The sequence below is a fragment of the Brevundimonas abyssalis TAR-001 genome (genome assembly GCF_000466985.1).
Taxonomy (GTDB): Bacteria; Pseudomonadota; Alphaproteobacteria; order Caulobacterales; family Caulobacteraceae; genus Brevundimonas; species Brevundimonas abyssalis.
In genome coordinates this window covers 1-15949 of sequence record NZ_BATC01000006.1, presented here as the reverse complement: position 1 = coordinate 15949, position 15949 = coordinate 1, and the positions used below count along the sequence as shown (strand labels likewise).

Sequence of the window (15949 nt, the reverse complement as noted above, 5' to 3'; positions counted from 1 at the left end):
GCGGTTCAGGCCGGACGGACCGCCACCATCCACATGTTGTCGCTGGTGGGAAGGCGGTAGCTGGGGCCGAAGGCGCGGATGGTCAGGCCGGCCTGCTCCACGGCCCGGGACAGGGTCTCGGGGGTGAAGTAGTTGACGTGATCGGGGAAGCGCAGGCCGCACCATTTGGCGCCGCGCACCTTGGCGTTCCAGCTGGCGAAGTTGGGCACCTTGAGGATGGCCACGCCGCCGGGCTTCAGCACCCGGAAGGTCTGTTCCAGCACCGGCACGGGGGTGACGTCGTGCTCCAGGAACGAGCGCATCACCACTCCGGTCAGCGACTGTTCCTCGATCTGCTTGAGGCCGTTAAGGGCGTCGGCGTTGACAATGCGCACGTCGCGGTCCGCCAGCCGTTCCTCGGCCTCGCGGCAGATGGCGGGTGAAATCTCGATGCCGACGGGGGAGAACTGCGGCCCCAGCTCGGCCAGCTGCTTGCCGCCGCCGCAGCCCACGTCCACCACGGCGCCCGGCTCGGCATAGTGGTCCAGCAGGGCCGCCACGTTCTTGCGCGGCAGGGGCCGGAATTTGCGCCAGGCGTTGCGGGTCTTGAGCGCGACCGGACCCAGGCCCGCGTGACGGCGCGCGTTTTCGATGTGGTGTTGCTTCTCCCAGGCGAAGGTCTCGAACAGCTCCGAGATGTCCGGGGCGACCTCCAGATAGGTCATGTCGCAGTCCGGACAGGTCTTCATGCGCCACTCGTCCGGCGCGATGTCCAGGGTCGGTTGGTCTGCGTTGTCGCGGCCGCACAGCGGACAGCAACGCGTGATCAGCAAGGGCTGTCGACCGGCTTCGATTCGTTGGGCGGTCATGAACGCAATCCTGGGGGAGATTGCGCCAATATGCGCCAAACGGGCCCTCTGTCACGCGGCTTGTTTCAGGCCTTGCGGCGGAAGTCGGCGATGGCGGTGACGGTCTCGCGCACCTTGGCCTCGATGCCGGCCCAGTCGCCGGACTTCACGGCGGCGTCGGTGATCAGCTTGGAGCCCATGCCCGCCGCCACGATGCCGGCGCCGAACCATTTTTCGATGGAGGCCGCGTCCGGGTCCACGCCGCCGGTGGGCATGATCTTGGTCCAGGGCATGGGGCCGCGCACCGCCTTGACGAAGTCCGGGCCGCCCACGGACGAGCCGGGGAACACCTTGACGATGTCGCAGCCCAACTCCTGGGCGTCGGAGATCTCGGTGGCCGAGCCGCAGCCGGGCGAATAGGCGATCATGCGACGGTTGCACAGGCGCGCCACCTCGGGGTTCAGCATCGGCCCGACGATGAAGCGCGCGCCGCCGGCGATGTAGAGCCCGGCGGTGGGGGCGTCGACGATGGAGCCTACGCCCATGATCACATCGGGGTTCGCCTTGGCGAAATGACGGCTGACCTCGAGGAACACGTGAGCCGCGAAGTCTCCGCGGTTGGTGAACTCCACGGCCGGGGCGCCGCCCTTGGCGCAGGCCTCGATGACCGCGATGCAGGTCTCCACGTCCGGGTGATAGAACACCGGCACCACGCCCTGGCGCTCAAGCTGCTGCAGGACGCTCAGACGATCGTGACGCATGGGACCGGTTTCCTTGTTCTGTGGCGGGATCAGGTCGCCGGATTGAACGGTTGCGTCAAGCACCGATGGATCACACCGCGTTTCTCCCGATCATTCGTAGAGGGTAGCTTTTGACCACCGACCCGCTAGGCTTCAGGACGAAGGCCGCCGGTCGAGCGGTCACGGAGGACCCCATGAGCGAACCCGCATCCGATCTGGAGACATTCCGCGCCGAGACCCGCGCCTGGCTGGAGGCGAACTGCCCGGCCGAGGTGCGCGAACCCATGCCGTCCGAGGCGGACATGATCTGGGGCGGCCGCAACGCCGTCTTCGCCACCCCGGCCCACGAGCGCTGGATGCGGACCATGGGCGAGCGCGGCTGGACGGCGCCGGAGTGGCCCCGCGAATACGGCGGCGGCGGGCTGAGCCGTGAGCAGGCCAAGGTGCTGGCCTCGGAGCTGCGCCGCATCAAGGCCCAGCCGGCCCTGAACAGCTTCGGCGTCTGGATGCTGGGCCCGGCCCTGCTGGCCTTCGGCACGGAGGAGCAGAAGAAGCGCTTCCTGCCCGAGATCGTGCGCGGCGAGATCCGCTGGTGCCAGGGGTATTCGGAGCCGGGCGCGGGTCGGACCTGGCGGGGATCCAGACGCGGGCGGAGGACCGGGGCGACCACTGGATCGTCAACGGGCAGAAGGTGTGGACCTCCTACGCCGACAAGGCGGACTGGATCTTCTGCCTGGTGCGCACCGACCCCGAGGCGCCCAAGCACAAGGGCATCTCCTTCGTGCTGTTCGACATGACCACGCCGGGCGTCTCGACCCGGCCCATCACCCTGATTTCGGGCAAGTCGCCCTTCTGCGAGACCTTCTTCGACGACGTGCGGGTGGAGAAGGCGAACCTCGTTGGCGAGCTGAACCGGGGCTGGGACGTGGCCAAATATCTGCTGGCCCACGAACGGACCATGATCGGCGCCATGGGCGAGGTCATGGGTGGGGCCGCCCTGGGCCGGACGGCGGCCAAGGCGGTGGGACTGGACGAGGCCGGGCGGCTGGACGACCCCATGCTGCGCGCCCGCATCGCCGAGCTGGACGTGGACGGCGCGGCCTTCCGTCTGGCGCTGGAGCGCACCGGCGATCTGGCCAAGGCGGGGCGCGCCCATCCGGCCCTGTCCTCGGTGCTGAAGTATTACGGCTCGGAGCTGAACAAGCGCCGCCACGAGCTGCTGATGGCCGCAGGCGGGGCCGATGCGCTGGAGTGGGAAGGCGAGCGGTCCCGCGACGGCGCCGCGGCCCGCGACTGGCTGCGCACCAAGGCCAATTCCATCGAGGGCGGGACCTCCGAGATCCAGCTCAACATCATCGCCAAGCATCTGCTTCAGCTGCCGGGAGCCTGACCCATGCCCCTGATCCTTTCCGACGAACAGCAGATGCTGGCGGAGGCCGCCGACGGCTTCCTCAACGAGCACGCGCCCATCGCCCACCTGCGCAAGCTGCGCGACAGCCATGACGCCGACGGGGTCTCGCGGGACCTGTGGCGATCCTTCGGCGAGATGGGCTTCTCCGGCGTGCTGATCCCCGAGGACCAGGGCGGGTCGGGCCTGGGCGCGGTGGAGGCCGGGGTGGTGGCCGAGGCGCTGGGGCGGACCCTGACGCCCTCGCCCTTCCTGTCGTCCGGCGTGCTGGCGGCCACGGCCCTGAAGGCCGGATCGGGCGAGCAGCAGGCGGCCTGGCTGCCGAGGATCGCGGCGGGCGAGGCCATGGTTTCGCTGGCCGTGGACGAGGCCGGCAAGCACGCCCCGCACCGCATCCGGACCACCGCCGAGCGCTCCGGCAACGGCTTCAAACTGAATGGAAACAAGGGCTTCGTGCTGGACGGCCATGTGGCTGACGCCGTGATCGTGGCGGCCCGCACATCGGGAGAGGGCATGGACGGCCTGACCCTGTTCCTGATCGACCCCAAGACCGCAGGGCTTCAGATCGAGCGCACCGCCATGGTGGACGCCCACAACGCCGCCCGGGTGACCCTGACCGACGTGGAGGTCACCGCCGACGCCGTGCTGGGGCCGGTGGACGGGGGCGGCGAGATCCTCGAGCGCGTCCTGAACCTGGGGCGAGCCTGCGCCGCCTCGTCCCTGCTGGGAGCGGGGGATCAGGCGTTCAAGATCACCGCCGAGTACCTGAAGACCCGCAAGCAGTTCGGCAAGCTGATCGGCGAGTTCCAGGCCCTGCAGCACCGCGCCGCCCATGTCTTCACCGAGCTGGAGATCGTGCGCGCCGCGACCCTGGCCGCCCTGCAGAAGCTGGACGCGGGCGACGAGGACGCCGCCTTCGCCGTGTCGGTGGCCAAGGCCAAGGCCGGGCGCGTGGCCGAGCTGTGCGTGCAGGAGGCGGTGCAGATGCACGGCGGCGTCGGCATGACCGACGAGTACGACGTGGGCCTGTACATGAAGCGGGTCCGCGTCCTGAACGAGCTCATGGGCGACCATGGCTTCCACGCCAACCGGGTGGCCCGGGCGGGGGGCTACTGAGGACGGATTTCAGACTCCGGCGGGACAAAAAACAGGGTGCGAATAATGCGAATTGTACGAAATCCAGACCCCGAGCCGAAAAAAACAGGGTCTGAATAGTGCGAATTGTCCGAAATCGCCCCTCCGTCGTCTGGTGATGGAGGTCCATCATACGGGCGGCCGGAAGGGGTGGGCGCAAATTTAATGTTCGCGCCGGGGGCGGACGGCCCGACCCTCATCCGGCCGCTGCGCGGCCACCTTCTCCCAATGGGAGAAGGATGGATCAGCCGCGGGCCAGTTTCAGGAAGCGGTCCTGCAGTGTCGGGTCGGACTTGAACACGCCGGTGAAGCGGGTGGTGATGGTGGAGACATGGCGGTGGTGCACGCCGCGGGTGGTCATGCACTGGTGCTCGGCGTCGATCAGCACGGCTGTCCCGGCGGGCAGGAGGTTGTCCTCGATGGCCTGGGCGATCAGCTGGGTCAGGGTCTCCTGGGTCTGCAGGCGTTTGGAGAAGATCTCCACCACCCGCGCCAGCTTGGAGATGCCCACCACCTTCTCGGCCGGCACATAGGCCACATAGGCCTTGCCCAGGAACGGGGCCATGTGGTGCTCGCAGTGGCTCTCCACCTCGATATCGCGCAGCAGGACCATGTCGTCATAGCCCTGCACGTCCTCGAAGGTGCGGCTCAGCTCCTTCGCGGCGTCGGCGTCATAGCCTGGAACCAGTCGCCATAGGCGTCCACCACACGTTTCGGCGTGTCGATCAGGCCCTCGCGCTCGGGATTGTCGCCGGCCCAGGCGATAAGGGTGCGCACGGCGTCCATGGCCTGCTCGCGGCTGGGGCGCTTGATGTCGCCGTCGTTGCTGACCAGGACGGGCTTGGCTTGGAGGTCCATGACACGCTTTCTAAAGGGCGGGAGCCCAAGACGCTCCCAATCGTGACGCCGACGGTTTATTGCACCGCGTCACGCCTATATGGGACGACCGGTGCGTCCCGCAAGAAAACGGATACCACGCGACCCCATGACGCTCCACCTGCACGACACCCTGGCCCGCAAGAAGCGGCCCTTCGAGCCCCGCGATCCGAACCGGGTGACGCTCTATGTGTGCGGGCCGACGGTCTATGACTTCGCCCATATCGGCAATGCGCGCCCGCCGGTGGTGTTCGACGTGCTGTTCCGCCTGCTGCGCCGCGCGTACGGCGACGGGGCGGTGATCTACGCCCGCAACGTCACCGACGTGGACGACAAGATCAATGCGAAGGCGACGAAGGAAGGCACGCCCATCGGCGAGGTCACGGCCCGCTACGAGGCGGCCTATCTGGAGGACATGGCGGCCCTGAACGTGCTGGCGCCGACGATGGCCCCCCACGTCACCGCCCACATGGACGCCATCATCGCCCAGATCGGGGCCATCATGGACAAGGGCTGCGCCTACGCCGCCGAGGGCCATGTGCTGTTCGACGTCTCGGCCTATGAGAACTATGGCCGCCTGTCCGGCCGGGATCTGGACGAGATGGTGGCCGGGGCCCGGGTCGAGGTGGCCCCCTACAAGCGCAATCCCCACGATTTCGTGCTGTGGAAGCCGTCGAAAGAGGGCGAGCCGTCCTGGGAGTCGCCCTGGGGCGCGGGGCGTCCCGGCTGGCACATCGAATGCTCGGCCATGATCGAGGCCAATCTGGGCCTGCCCATCGACATCCATGGCGGGGGCATCGATCTGGTGTTTCCCCACCACGAGAACGAGATCGCCCAGGGAGTCTGCGCCCACGGCCATGCCCATGGCCCGGACGCCCATGAGGAATACGCCCGATACTGGATGCACAACGGCTTCCTGACCGTGGACGCGGAGAAGATGTCCAAGTCGGTCGGCAATGTGCTGCTGCTGCACGATCTGGTGCAGCATGTGCCGGGGGAGGTGGTGCGCTGGGCCCTGCTGAGCGCCCACTACCGCCAGCCGCTGGACTGGAACCAGGCGCTGCTGGACCAGTCGCGCAAGAATCTGGACCGTCTGTATCAGGCCCTGCGCCGCGCCTCGGCCATTCCGGCGGCGGACGATGAGCCGTCCGAGGACTTCCTGACTGCGATCGAGGACGACCTGAACACCCCCGGCGCCGCCGCCGCCCTGTTCGCCCTGTCCAGCGAGATCGAGCGGGCCATGACCGCCGGCGACGAGGGCGCCGTGGCCGCCGCCAAGGGCCGGCTGCTGGCGGGCGGGGCCCTGCTGGGGGTGCTGCAGGCTGATCCCGACGCCTGGTTCGAGGGCGGGGCCGACGACGCCCTGAAGGCCGAGGTGGAGGCCCTGCTGGAGCAGCGGCTGCAGGCCCGCACCGAAAAGAACTGGCCCGAGGCCGACCGCATCCGCGACCGCCTGACCGAGCTGAAGGTGGTGGTCATGGACGGCCCCACGGGCGCCACCTGGCGGCTGAAGGACTAGGGCGCCGATGCGGGGGCGTAGGCCCATCGAAAGGGCCGGTTAACCTTCCGGCGTGAATCTCAGTGTGTTACGATTCGCTGTGACTCAAGCCGGTAACATCGCCATGACCAATGCCAGTCTAGAGCGTGAGATTGTCGCTTATGAGGGGATAGCCTCGCAACTTCGGGAACAGCATGGTTCCGGTTGGGTGCTGATGGTCCACGAGCAGTTCGTAAAAATGTTCACCGATTTCAGCGAAGCCGCTCGCTACGCCGATAGCCACCATCGTGGAGAACAGGTTCTCATCCGGCATACGGAAGGCGTGGTGGACAGCGCCCCGTTTCTGGCGGTTTGCCGCTAGGTGGGGCCGGAAATCTGGGTTTCGGGGCCGATCATACAAATCGGCATGTCTGGCCCTGGTGAAGCCTCCGAAAGTCTCGAAGCGCTCATAGACACCGGAGCCTCCACCATCTGCATTGATCGGAGGGTGGCTCTGCGCCTGGGGCTGCAATCAGTCGATCAGACAACGATGGAGGTGGCTGATGGATCGCGCATTCCATCGACCATTTATGCCGCGCGCGTGACCATACCCGAACTTGGATTCAATGACTGGGAACGCGTGGCGGCCATCGAAATGGAACACCCGAGCAACAGGGTGCTTCTCGGTCGATCATTTCTCCGCCACTTCATCACATCCTACAACGGCCGTGACGCGCGGTTTCATTATCACCGCCTCGGACCGCCCATTTACGAGGACTGGGACGGCTAGTCCTCGTCCCCCCATCCTCAGCCGCGGACTCGTCATCGACCCCAGCGCGCTGAGCACGACTTCCAAGGCGCGTAGGTATCCCAAGGGATGGACCCACACGGCTTTTGCCAGCCTGGGCGACTCCGGCTAGGAACGGAGCATGAACACCTTGATCCTCGTCTTCGCCGGGCTTTTCGTGGCGGCCTCGGCCGCCTTTGTCTGGGCCTTCATGGGCTGGCAGAAGGCGAAATCCGCCGCCGACGCCGCCCATCACAAGATCGAGGTGATCGAGGACGCCCGCGCCTCCATGGCCGACTATCTGCGCGCCCAGGCGGCGGAATCGGCCCAATCGGTGGCCAACCAGATGGTGGCCCGCGCCACCGAGACCTTTCAGGCCCAGGACCGGGTGGCCCGCGAGCGCATGGAGGCCCAGCTGAAGCCGGTCAGCGAGACCCTGGCCAAGTTTCAGGAGCATGTGCAGGCGCTGGAGAAGGTGCGGTCCGAGGAGACCGGCGGGCTCAAGGAGCAGCTGGCCCTGCTGATGACCGCCCACACCTCGACCCGGGACGAGACCCGCAAGCTGACCGAGGCCCTGCGCGGCAACACCGGGCGGCGCGGCCGCTGGGGCGAACAGACCTGCCGCAATGTGCTGGAGGCCGCCGGCATGGCGGGCCGCTTCGATTTTCAGGAGCAGACGTCGCAGGCCGACGACGAGGGCCGCCAGTCCCGGCCGGATTTCATCGTGCGCCTGCCCGGCGGCGGCATGTTCGTGATCGACGCCAAGGTGCCGCTGGCCTTCGACGCCGACGAGGAGGGCGACGAGGACAGCCGGGCCCAGGCTCGCTCGCTGAGGATCGCCGCCAGTCTGAAGACCCATGTGCGCCAGCTGGCGTCCAAGGCCTATCAGGACCAGTTCAAGCCCAGCCCCGATTTCGTGGCCCTGTTCGTGCCCGGCGACGCCTTCCTGTCCTCGGCCCTGGACCATGCGCCGGACATCATGACCCACGCCATGGATTGCCGGGTGGTCATCGTCACCCCCACCACCCTGTTCGCCCTGTGCAAGGCGGTGGCCTACGGCTGGCGGGCCGAGGAGCAGAGCGCCAACGCCGAACACGTGGCCCGGCTGGGCAAGGAGCTCTACAAGCGCCTGGCCACCATGGGCGGATACGCCTCCTCGCTGGGGGCGGACCTGGACCGGGCGGTGAAGCGCTACAACCAGTTCGTGGGCTCGCTGGAGAGCCAGGTGATGGTGCAGGCCCGCCGCTTCGAGGACCTGCAGGTGGACCACGAGGGCAAGGATCTGCCCGAACTGGCGCCGGTGGAGCAATCCACGCGCACCCTGAGCCGGCCCGAACTGATCGACAGCGCGCCGGACGGCGACAAGGCGCAATAGACTTGCGCCGCATCGGCGGCTAATCGGCGCCCATGACCGACGCCCTGTCCCCCTGCCCGCCCGACGACCAGCCCGTGGGCCGCATGATCGCCATGCCCGCCGACGCCAATCCCGAGGGCGACATCTTCGGCGGCTGGCTGCTGGCCCAGATGGACCTGGCCGGGTCCTCGCCGGCCTTCAATCTGGCGCGCGGCCGCTGCGCCACGGTGGCGGTGGACTCCATGGTGTTTCACCAGCCGGTGTCCGTGGGCGACGAGGTCAGCATCTATGCGACGGTGATCCGCACCGGCCGCACCTCCATCGGCGTGCGGGTCGAGGCGTGGAAGCGGGGCCGCGGTCAGGATGAGATGGTGCGGGTGACCGAGGGCGTGTTCACCTATGTGGCCATCGATCAGGACCGGAAGCCCCGGCCCCTGCCCGACCGCGACTGACCCCGCCCGGCGGTCGGAATTCTTGACCGGAGGGGCCTTTGCGCCTACCTCCGGGACATGGCCATTCGTCGCATCCTGACCGTGAACAATCCCGCCGACCTGGCGGTGCTCAAGACCGTCTGCACCCCCGTGGAGGCTGTGACCGACGACGTGCGCGCCCTGATGGATGACATGCTGGAGACCATGTACGACGCCCCGGGCATCGGCCTGGCCGCCGTTCAGGTCGGCGACACGCGCCGGATCGTGGTCATGGATCTGGGCGACGGCGGCGAGGACGGCGAGGCCCCGGAGAGCGAGGACGCGCGCAAGCCCAACCCCCGCTTCTTCATCAATCCGGAGATCCTGTGGGCCTCGGAAGAGACCGCGCCCTACGAGGAAGGCTGCCTGTCGATCCCCGAGTATTTCGACGAGGTCCAGCGCCCGGCGCGGATCAGGCTGCGCTATCTGAACCGTGATGGCGAGACGGTGGAGGAAGAGGCCGAGGGCCTTTACGCCGTCTGCGTCCAGCACGAGATCGACCACCTCAACGGGGTGCTGTTCATCGACCACCTGTCCCGGCTGCGCCGGGACCGGGCCATGACCCGGGTCAAGAAGGTCATGCGCGAGCGGGTGGCGGCCTGATGGCCCGCGCCAACGCCCGTCGCAAGGCCGTCCGCGCCGTGCGCAAGCCTCTGACCGGGCTTCAGAAGGCGGGCATCGGGTCGGCCGCGACCCTGATCGCCGTGGCGGGGCTGGGACTGATCGCCGGGGTGGTGCTGGACCGGCTGCTGAATTTCGACGACGCCTTTGACGCCGGCGGCGAATGGGACGAGGGCGGCGGCGTCTTCACCCGCTGGGACTGACCGGCTCGGCCGGGCGTCCCGCATGATCCTTTTCCAATGATTCTGGCCAAGCGCCCCGAGGTCGAGCGGTTCCTGGCCGCGCCGGACCCGGCGGTGCGGGCGGTGGTGATCCACGGCAAGGACCGGGGCGGCGTCGGCGAGCGGGGCCAGGCCCTGTGCCTGAAGATCGTGCCCGACCTGAACGACCCCTTCGACGTCACCCTGCTGACCGACAGCGATGTGGAGGCTGACGGCGCGGCGCTGGACGACGCCCTGTCGGCCCAGTCCATGACCGGCGGCCGGCGGCTGGTGCGGCTGCGGCTGTCCACCGACAAGGCGTCCACCGACAAGGCCGTGGCCGCGGCGCTCAAGACCCACACCGACGGCGGCTTCAACCCCGACGCCATGTTCGTGGTGGAGGCCGGGGCGCTGGGCCGCGATTCCGCGCTGCGGAAGGCGGCCGAAGCCTCGAAAGCGGCAGTCAGCATCGCCTGTTACGAGGACGAGGTGGGCGACGTGGCCCGGATGGTGCGCGAGGCCCTCGCGAAAGACCGGGTGGGCCTGACGTCGGACGCCCTGGCCCAATTCACCGCCCGCCTGCCCCGCGAACGGGGCCTGATGCGGCAGGAGATCGAGCGGCTGGCCCTGTTCATCGGCCCCGGCAGCGACCGGACCCTGGGTCCCGACGAACTGGAGCTGCATCTGGGGGTGGAGCCGGACGCGTCCCTGTTCGAGGCGGCGCTGCAGGCCTTCGGCGGACGGGCGGCGCAGGCCCAGGCCAATGTGCGCCGCGCCTTTGCGGAGGGCGAGAGCCCGGTGGCCGCCGTGCGCGCGGTCAGCGGCCACCTGAACCGTCTGAGGAAGATCCGCGCCCTGACCGACAACGGCGCCGGGCCCAAGGAAGCGACCAAGGCCGCGGGCGTGTTCTGGAAGCAGGAAGCGAGGTGCTGCGCCAGATGCGCGCCTGGCGGCACGAGGATTTGTCGCAAGTCCTTGATAATACTCTGGAATGTGAGAAGGCCTGCAAGACCGCGGGCTCTCCCGACGCCCTGCTGGCCGAGCGCCTGCTGCTCGAGGTGGCGGGCCGGGCCCGGCGTCTGGGGCTCTAGGACCGGGTCAGGCGGCGGCAGAGGTCGTCCAGCTGCTCGAGGGCGCCGTAGCGGATGACCAGTTCGCCCTTGCCGCCCTTGTCGCGGACCTCGACCTTGAGGCCCAGGGCGTCGCCCAGATCCTGTTCAAGGGCCACCGTGTCGGCGGAGCGGTCGATGGCGGGCTTCGCCTTCGCCGGTTTGGGCCCGTCGGCCGCCTGACGGGCCAGGGCCTCGGTCTGGCGCACCGACAGGCCGCTCTTGATGATGGTGTCGGCCAGTTCGTCCGGGTTGGGCGCGGTGATCAGGGCGCGGGCGTGGCCGGCGGACAGGCGTCCGGCCAGCACATGGTCCAGCACCGGGTCCGGCAGGGCCAGCAGGCGCAGGGTGTTGGCCACATGGCTGCGGCTCTTGCCCACCACCCCGGCCACCACGTCCTGGGTGCGGTTGAAGCGCTCCATCAGGGTGCGGTAGGCGCGCGCCTCCTCCACCGGGTTCAGGTCCTCGCGCTGGACGTTCTCGACGATGGCGATTTCCAGCACCTGGGCGTCGTCCAGCTCGCGCACCAGCACGGGAATGGTCTTCAGGCCCGCCTTCTGGGAGGCGCGCCAGCGGCGCTCGCCGGCGATGATCTGCCAGCCGTCGCCGCCGGGCGCCGGGCGCACCAGCAGGGGCTGGAGCACGCCTTTGTCGCGGATGGAGGCGGACAGCTCGGCGATCTCGTCGTCCGAGAAATGGGTGCGGGGCTGGTCCGGGTTGGGATGCAGCTGCTCGATGGGGATGTCGCGCACGCCCACCCGCGCCTCGATGTCGGCGGCCACGGCCTCGGCGGTGTCCCCGATCAGGGCCGACAGACCCCGGCCCAATCCTCTTTGACGTTCAGCCACTTGTTTGATTCCGTTACACTAATCAGGCAGCGATGGCCTGGCGGCGGGACTTCTCCCGGGCCACCAGTTCGCGCGCCAGACGCAGATACGCCTGGCTGCCCGCACACTTCAGGTCATAAATCAGGGCCGGCTTGCCGAAGGACGGCGCCTCGGACACCCGGACGTTGCGGGGGATCACGGCGTCATAGACCTTGTCGCCGAAATGGGACCGCACATCGGCCTCCACCTGGGACGACAGGCTGTTGCGCCGATCGTACATGGTCAGCACCAGTCCCTGAATTTCCAGAGCCGGATTAAGGCTTTGGCGGACCATCTCAACGGTCTTCATGAGCTGGGTCAGGCCTTCCAGGGCGAAGAATTCGCACTGCAGCGGCACCAGCACCGCGTCCGCCGCGCTCATGGCGTTGAGGGTCAGCAGGTTCAGGGACGGCGGGCAGTCGATGAGCACATAGTCATACCGGGTATGGCCGCCCTCGCCTTGCGCACGAAGGGCGTCGCGCAGGCGATAGGCGCGGCGATCGGCCTGGCTGAGCTCGATCTCGACCCCGGACATGTCCGCATCGGCGGGCACGATGTCGAGGCCGGGCACGGCAGTCTTCACCGCCGCGTCGTCGATGGAGCGGCCGTCCACCACCACGTCATAGATGGTGACGGTGCGGGATTCCCGCGCCACGCCCAGACCGGTGGAGGCGTTGCCCTGGGGATCCATGTCCACGATCAGGCAACGCTGGCCGATGGCGGCCAGGGCGGTGCCCAGATTGATGGCCGTGGTGGTCTTGCCCACCCCGCCCTTCTGGTTGGAGACCGCGAGGACGCGGGTCTGGTGACGATCAGCGGGCACGGCGCAATCCCCGGACTTGAACAACATGGCCCCGGCCGTCGGTGAGACGCGACGGATGGAGCTGAGCCTTGAAATGCCAGGATAAGCGCGCCGACTTCAACTCGTCGGGGGCCTTTTCTCCCTTGAGGAACAGACCTTGTGCACCGCGATCCATGTAGGGCTGTGCATAACCGAGCAGCTTGTCCATGGGGGCGACGGCGCGGGCGGTGACCACATCGACGGTGATCGCCTGCTCCTCGGCCCGGCCATTGATGACGGTGGCGGGCAGATCCAGTTCGGTCTTCACCTGTTCCAGAAAGCGGCAGCGCTTGCCGAGGCTGTCGATCAGATGGACGTGGGCGCCCGGACGGCCTTTCAGGAAGATGGCCAGAACCACGCCGGGCACGCCCGCCCCCGCCCCCAGATCGGCCCAGGTCAGGGCGTCGGGCGCGTGGTCGATCAGCTGCCAGCTGTCCAGCACATGCCGGGACCAGTAATCGGGCAAGGTGGAGGGTCCGACCAGGTTCATGACCTGATTGGCTTCGGTCAGCAGGACGCGGAAGCGCTCCAGATCCGCGATCTGGGCGTCGGTCGCGCCGCTGAGGGCCTGAAACTGCGCCGCGGTAAGGCTCACGCCGCCACGGTCCGGCGATGTTTCACGTGAAACAGCAGGGCCGTCAGGGCGCCGGGGGTCATACCCTCGATGCGCCCGGCCTGACCGAGGGTGCGGGGGCGGATGCGCTCCAGCTTCTCACGCACCTCGTTGGAGAGGCCGCCGACCGTGGCGTAGTCAAGCTCGGCGGGCAGGATCAGGGCCTCTTCCCGTTGCAGGGACTCGGCCTCGATGCGCTGGCGGTCGATATAGCCGGCATAGCCCGCGTCGATCACCACCTGCTCCCGCACCACCTCGGGCCAGTCGGCCATGGCGGGGACGACCGCAGCGAAGGCGTCCAGAGTCACACCCGGGTAGGCCAGCAGGTCGCGGATGGACCGGCGCTGGCCATCCGCATTGACCGTGACGCCCAGAGCCTTGGCCTCATTGGGGGTGAAGGTGACCGTGCGGACCACCTCGTCCGCAGCCTTCAGCAGGAGAGCCTTGTGGGCAAAAGCGGCGGCCCGCTCGGGGCCCACCAGACCCAGCTCCACACCCCGGCCAGTCAAGCGTTGATCGGCGTTGTCGGCCCGCAGAGTCAATCTGTACTCGGCCCGGCTGGTGAACATGCGGTAGGGCTCGGTCACACCGCGCGTCACCAGGTCGTCGATCATGACGCCGATATAGGCTTCGTCCCGGCCGAAGGTCACGGCGTCTGCGCCGGACGCCGCGCGAGCGGCGTTCAGCCCGGCCACGAGGCCCTGGGCCCCCGCCTCCTCGTATCCCGTGGTGCCGTTGATCTGTCCGGCGCACCACAGGCCCGGCAGGCGCTTCATCTGCAGCGACGGGTCCAGCTCGCGCGGGTCGATGTAGTCATATTCGATGGCGTAGCCGTAGCGGATCACCTCCACAGCCTCGAGCCCGGCCATGGTGCGCAGGAAGGCCAGCTGGGTGTCCGGCGCCACCGAGGTGGAGATGCCGTTGGGATAGACCGTGGGGTCGTCGAGCCTTCGGGCTCAAGGAAGACCTGGTGGCTGTCCTTGTCGGCGAAGCGCACCACCTTGTCCTCGATGGACGGGCAATAGCGGGGGCCGCGCCCGGACAGGTGACCGCCATAGACGGCGGACTGGCCCAGATTGGCGGCGATGATCTCGTGGGTGCGGGCGTTGGTGGCGGTGATGCCGCAGGCGATCTGGGGAACGGTGATCCGGTCGGTGAGGAAGGAGAACGGGACCGGGGTCTCGTCGGCCTGCTGCATCTCCAGCCGCTCCCAGGCGATGGTGCGCCCGTCCAGACGCGCAGGGGTGCCGGTCTTGAGGCGACCCATGTTCAGGTCCAGCCCGTAGAGGCGCTGCGACAGGCCGATGGCGGGCTGGTCGCCGTGGCGGCCGGCGGGGATGCGCTCGTCGCCCCGGTGGATGACGCCGTTCAGGAAGGTGCCCGTGGTCAGGACCACGGCGGCGGCGCGGAACAGCCGGCCATCGTCGGCCACGGCGCCGACCACCCGGCCGTGCTCTATGACCAGATCCTCCACCGCCGCAGCGACGATCGTCAGGTTCGGGGTCTCGGCCAGTTCAGCCTGCATGGCCTCGCGATAGAGCCTGCGGTCGATCTGGGCGCGCGGGCCGCGCACGGCGGCGCCCTTGGAGCGGTTCAGCAGACGGAACTGGATGCCCGAGCGGTCGGCCAGACGGCCCATGACCCCGGCCAGGGCGTCGATCTCGCGCACTAGATGACCCTTGCCCAGGCCGCCGATGGCCGGGTTGCACGACATCTCGCCGATGGTATCGAGCTTGTGGGTCAGCAGCAGGGTGGCCGCCCCCATGCGCGCAGCCGCCGTCGCCGCCTCGCAGCCCGCGTGGCCGCCGCCGACGACGATGACGTCCCAGACTGTGTTTTCAGGCGATTGGGTCACGGGTGGAGACTCTGAACTCGGGGCGGGGCCTATAGCATCAGATGGGCGCCCGGTCATCCTTGCGCGAGGGTCGGTGGGCAGGCGGGCGATGTTTCACGTGAAACAGGCCTATTTGCCGATGCAGAAGCTGGCGAAGACCTCGCCCAGCACATCCTCGACCCCCACCTCGCCCACGATCTCGGCCAGGGCGTTGGCGGCCTGCCGCACATCCTCGGCCGCCACCTCGGGACCGATAGCCATGGCGGTCCGGGCCGAGGCCAGATGATCCCGCGCCCGCTCCAGCCGGATGCGGTGCCGCTCCCGGGTCACGGCGGGGAAGTCGGCGCCGGACAGATCGTCGGCGATGCGACGGGCCAGCCGGGCTTCCAGAGCCTCCAGCCCCTCCCCCCGCCCGGCGCTGATCGCCAGATGCGCCATGCCCTCGGGCGGCGTCTGGGCCTCGAGGTCGGCCTTGTTCAGCACCGCCAGATCGCCCGGCTGGACCAGATCGGCAACGGCGGCGCCGTCGAAGCCGGGGGCGCGGACCCACAGGCGCAACTCGGCTTCGGCGGCCCGGGCGCGGGCGCGGCGCACGCCCTCGGCCTCGATGGGGTCGGCGGTGTCGCGCAGGCCGGCGGTGTCCATCAGGGTGACCGCATAGCCGCCGAGAGTCAGATGGGCCTCCAGCACGTCGCGGGTGGTGCCGGGCGTCGGGGTGACGATGGCGGCCTCACGGCCCGCCAGCCGGTTGAACAGGGTCGACTTGCCCGCATTGGTGTCGCCGATCAGGAC

General features: G+C 68.6%; 16 protein-coding genes and 3 pseudogenes. 11 read left to right on the top strand and 8 right to left on the bottom strand.

Going from position 1 to position 15949, the window contains the following annotated elements; translation table 11 throughout:
* Nucleotides 1-5: 5 nt before the first annotated feature.
* Together MBEBAB_RS02785 and MBEBAB_RS02780 are read right to left on the bottom strand one after the other, a co-directional pair.
* Nucleotides 6-848 carry a class I SAM-dependent methyltransferase gene (locus MBEBAB_RS02785; protein ID WP_081703391.1) on the bottom strand — a complete coding sequence of 281 codons (843 nt, stop codon included), beginning with the start codon at nucleotides 846-848 and terminating at the stop codon, nucleotides 6-8.
* Between the two features lie 65 nt (nucleotides 849-913).
* Nucleotides 914-1588, bottom strand: a complete 675-nt coding sequence (locus MBEBAB_RS02780; protein WP_045318740.1) for a bifunctional 4-hydroxy-2-oxoglutarate aldolase/2-dehydro-3-deoxy-phosphogluconate aldolase — start codon at nucleotides 1586-1588, stop codon at nucleotides 914-916.
* Nucleotides 1589-1761: 173 nt separating this feature from the next.
* On the opposite strand from MBEBAB_RS02780, the pseudogene MBEBAB_RS17105 reads away from it, so the two are divergent.
* The 3 genes and pseudogenes from MBEBAB_RS17105 to MBEBAB_RS02770 all read left to right on the top strand — a co-directional run.
* Nucleotides 1762-2091: pseudogene (locus tag MBEBAB_RS17105) on the top strand (acyl-CoA dehydrogenase family protein); the annotation flags it as partial.
* A gap of 68 nt (nucleotides 2092-2159) precedes the next feature.
* Nucleotides 2160-2957, top strand: coding sequence for an acyl-CoA dehydrogenase family protein (locus MBEBAB_RS02775; protein ID WP_242397034.1), 798 nt, complete (start codon nucleotides 2160-2162; stop codon nucleotides 2955-2957).
* Between the two features lie 3 nt (nucleotides 2958-2960).
* Nucleotides 2961-4091, top strand: a complete 1131-nt coding sequence (locus MBEBAB_RS02770; protein WP_021696408.1) for an acyl-CoA dehydrogenase family protein — start codon at nucleotides 2961-2963, stop codon at nucleotides 4089-4091.
* A 262-nt stretch (nucleotides 4092-4353) separates the two neighbouring features.
* On the opposite strand, the gene folE is transcribed toward MBEBAB_RS02770, so the two are convergent.
* Nucleotides 4354-4869, bottom strand: a complete 516-nt coding sequence (gene folE / locus MBEBAB_RS02765; RefSeq protein WP_242397044.1) for a GTP cyclohydrolase I — start codon at nucleotides 4867-4869, stop codon at nucleotides 4354-4356.
* A 225-nt stretch (nucleotides 4870-5094) separates the two neighbouring features.
* Here folE and cysS point away from each other — a divergent pair, with 225 nt between their 5' ends.
* The 8 genes and pseudogenes from cysS to holA all read left to right on the top strand — a co-directional run bounded on the left by cysS (nucleotide 5095) and on the right by holA (nucleotide 10985).
* A complete protein-coding gene (gene cysS, locus MBEBAB_RS02760) occupies nucleotides 5095-6504 on the top strand; it encodes a cysteine--tRNA ligase (RefSeq protein WP_021696405.1) in 1410 nt (469 codons plus the stop codon).
* A 103-nt stretch (nucleotides 6505-6607) separates the two neighbouring features.
* Complete coding sequence (locus tag MBEBAB_RS16010; RefSeq protein WP_148291417.1) at nucleotides 6608-6844, top strand: hypothetical protein; 237 nt, start codon at nucleotides 6608-6610, stop codon at nucleotides 6842-6844.
* Nucleotides 6845-7252: a retropepsin-like aspartic protease gene (locus tag MBEBAB_RS15500; RefSeq protein WP_081703390.1), complete on the top strand. Its 408-nt coding sequence runs from the start codon at nucleotides 6845-6847 to the stop codon at nucleotides 7250-7252.
* A gap of 139 nt (nucleotides 7253-7391) precedes the next feature.
* Nucleotides 7392-8624 carry a DNA recombination protein RmuC gene (locus MBEBAB_RS02750; RefSeq protein WP_021696402.1) on the top strand — a complete coding sequence of 411 codons (1233 nt, stop codon included), beginning with the start codon at nucleotides 7392-7394 and terminating at the stop codon, nucleotides 8622-8624.
* Between the two features lie 32 nt (nucleotides 8625-8656).
* Entirely contained in the window at nucleotides 8657-9055 is a 399-nt protein-coding gene (locus MBEBAB_RS02745) for an acyl-CoA thioesterase (protein ID WP_021696401.1), read from the top strand.
* A 57-nt stretch (nucleotides 9056-9112) separates the two neighbouring features.
* Entirely contained in the window at nucleotides 9113-9676 is a 564-nt protein-coding gene (gene def, locus MBEBAB_RS02740) for a peptide deformylase (RefSeq protein WP_021696400.1), read from the top strand.
* A complete protein-coding gene (locus MBEBAB_RS02735; protein WP_021696399.1) occupies nucleotides 9676-9897 on the top strand; it encodes a hypothetical protein in 222 nt (73 codons plus the stop codon). Before def ends, MBEBAB_RS02735 begins: the two co-directional genes overlap by 1 nt.
* 36 nt (nucleotides 9898-9933) lie before the next feature.
* A pseudogene (gene holA / locus MBEBAB_RS02730) lies at nucleotides 9934-10985 on the top strand (DNA polymerase III subunit delta).
* On the opposite strand, the gene MBEBAB_RS02725 reads toward holA, so the two are convergent.
* The 5 genes and pseudogenes from MBEBAB_RS02725 to MBEBAB_RS02705 all read right to left on the bottom strand — a co-directional run.
* Nucleotides 10982-11851 (bottom strand): ParB/RepB/Spo0J family partition protein, encoded by an 870-nt coding sequence (locus MBEBAB_RS02725; protein ID WP_021696397.1) that lies wholly within the window; start codon nucleotides 11849-11851, stop codon nucleotides 10982-10984. The pseudogene holA and the gene MBEBAB_RS02725 overlap by 4 nt on opposite strands.
* A 22-nt stretch (nucleotides 11852-11873) precedes the next feature.
* The gene (locus tag MBEBAB_RS02720) at nucleotides 11874-12719 is read right to left on the bottom strand and encodes a ParA family protein (protein WP_021696396.1); all 846 of its coding nucleotides are present in this window, start codon (nucleotides 12717-12719) and stop codon (nucleotides 11874-11876) included.
* The gene (rsmG, locus tag MBEBAB_RS02715) at nucleotides 12682-13305 is read right to left on the bottom strand and encodes a 16S rRNA (guanine(527)-N(7))-methyltransferase RsmG (protein ID WP_021696395.1); all 624 of its coding nucleotides are present in this window, start codon (nucleotides 13303-13305) and stop codon (nucleotides 12682-12684) included. Before rsmG ends, MBEBAB_RS02720 begins: the two co-directional genes overlap by 38 nt.
* Nucleotides 13302-15235, bottom strand: a pseudogene (mnmG, locus tag MBEBAB_RS02710) (tRNA uridine-5-carboxymethylaminomethyl(34) synthesis enzyme MnmG). Before mnmG ends, rsmG begins: the two are co-directional and overlap by 4 nt.
* 51 nt (nucleotides 15236-15286) lie before the next feature.
* The coding region (locus MBEBAB_RS02705; protein WP_045318732.1) for a GTPase at nucleotides 15287-15949 on the bottom strand (663 nt) is incomplete at its 5' end.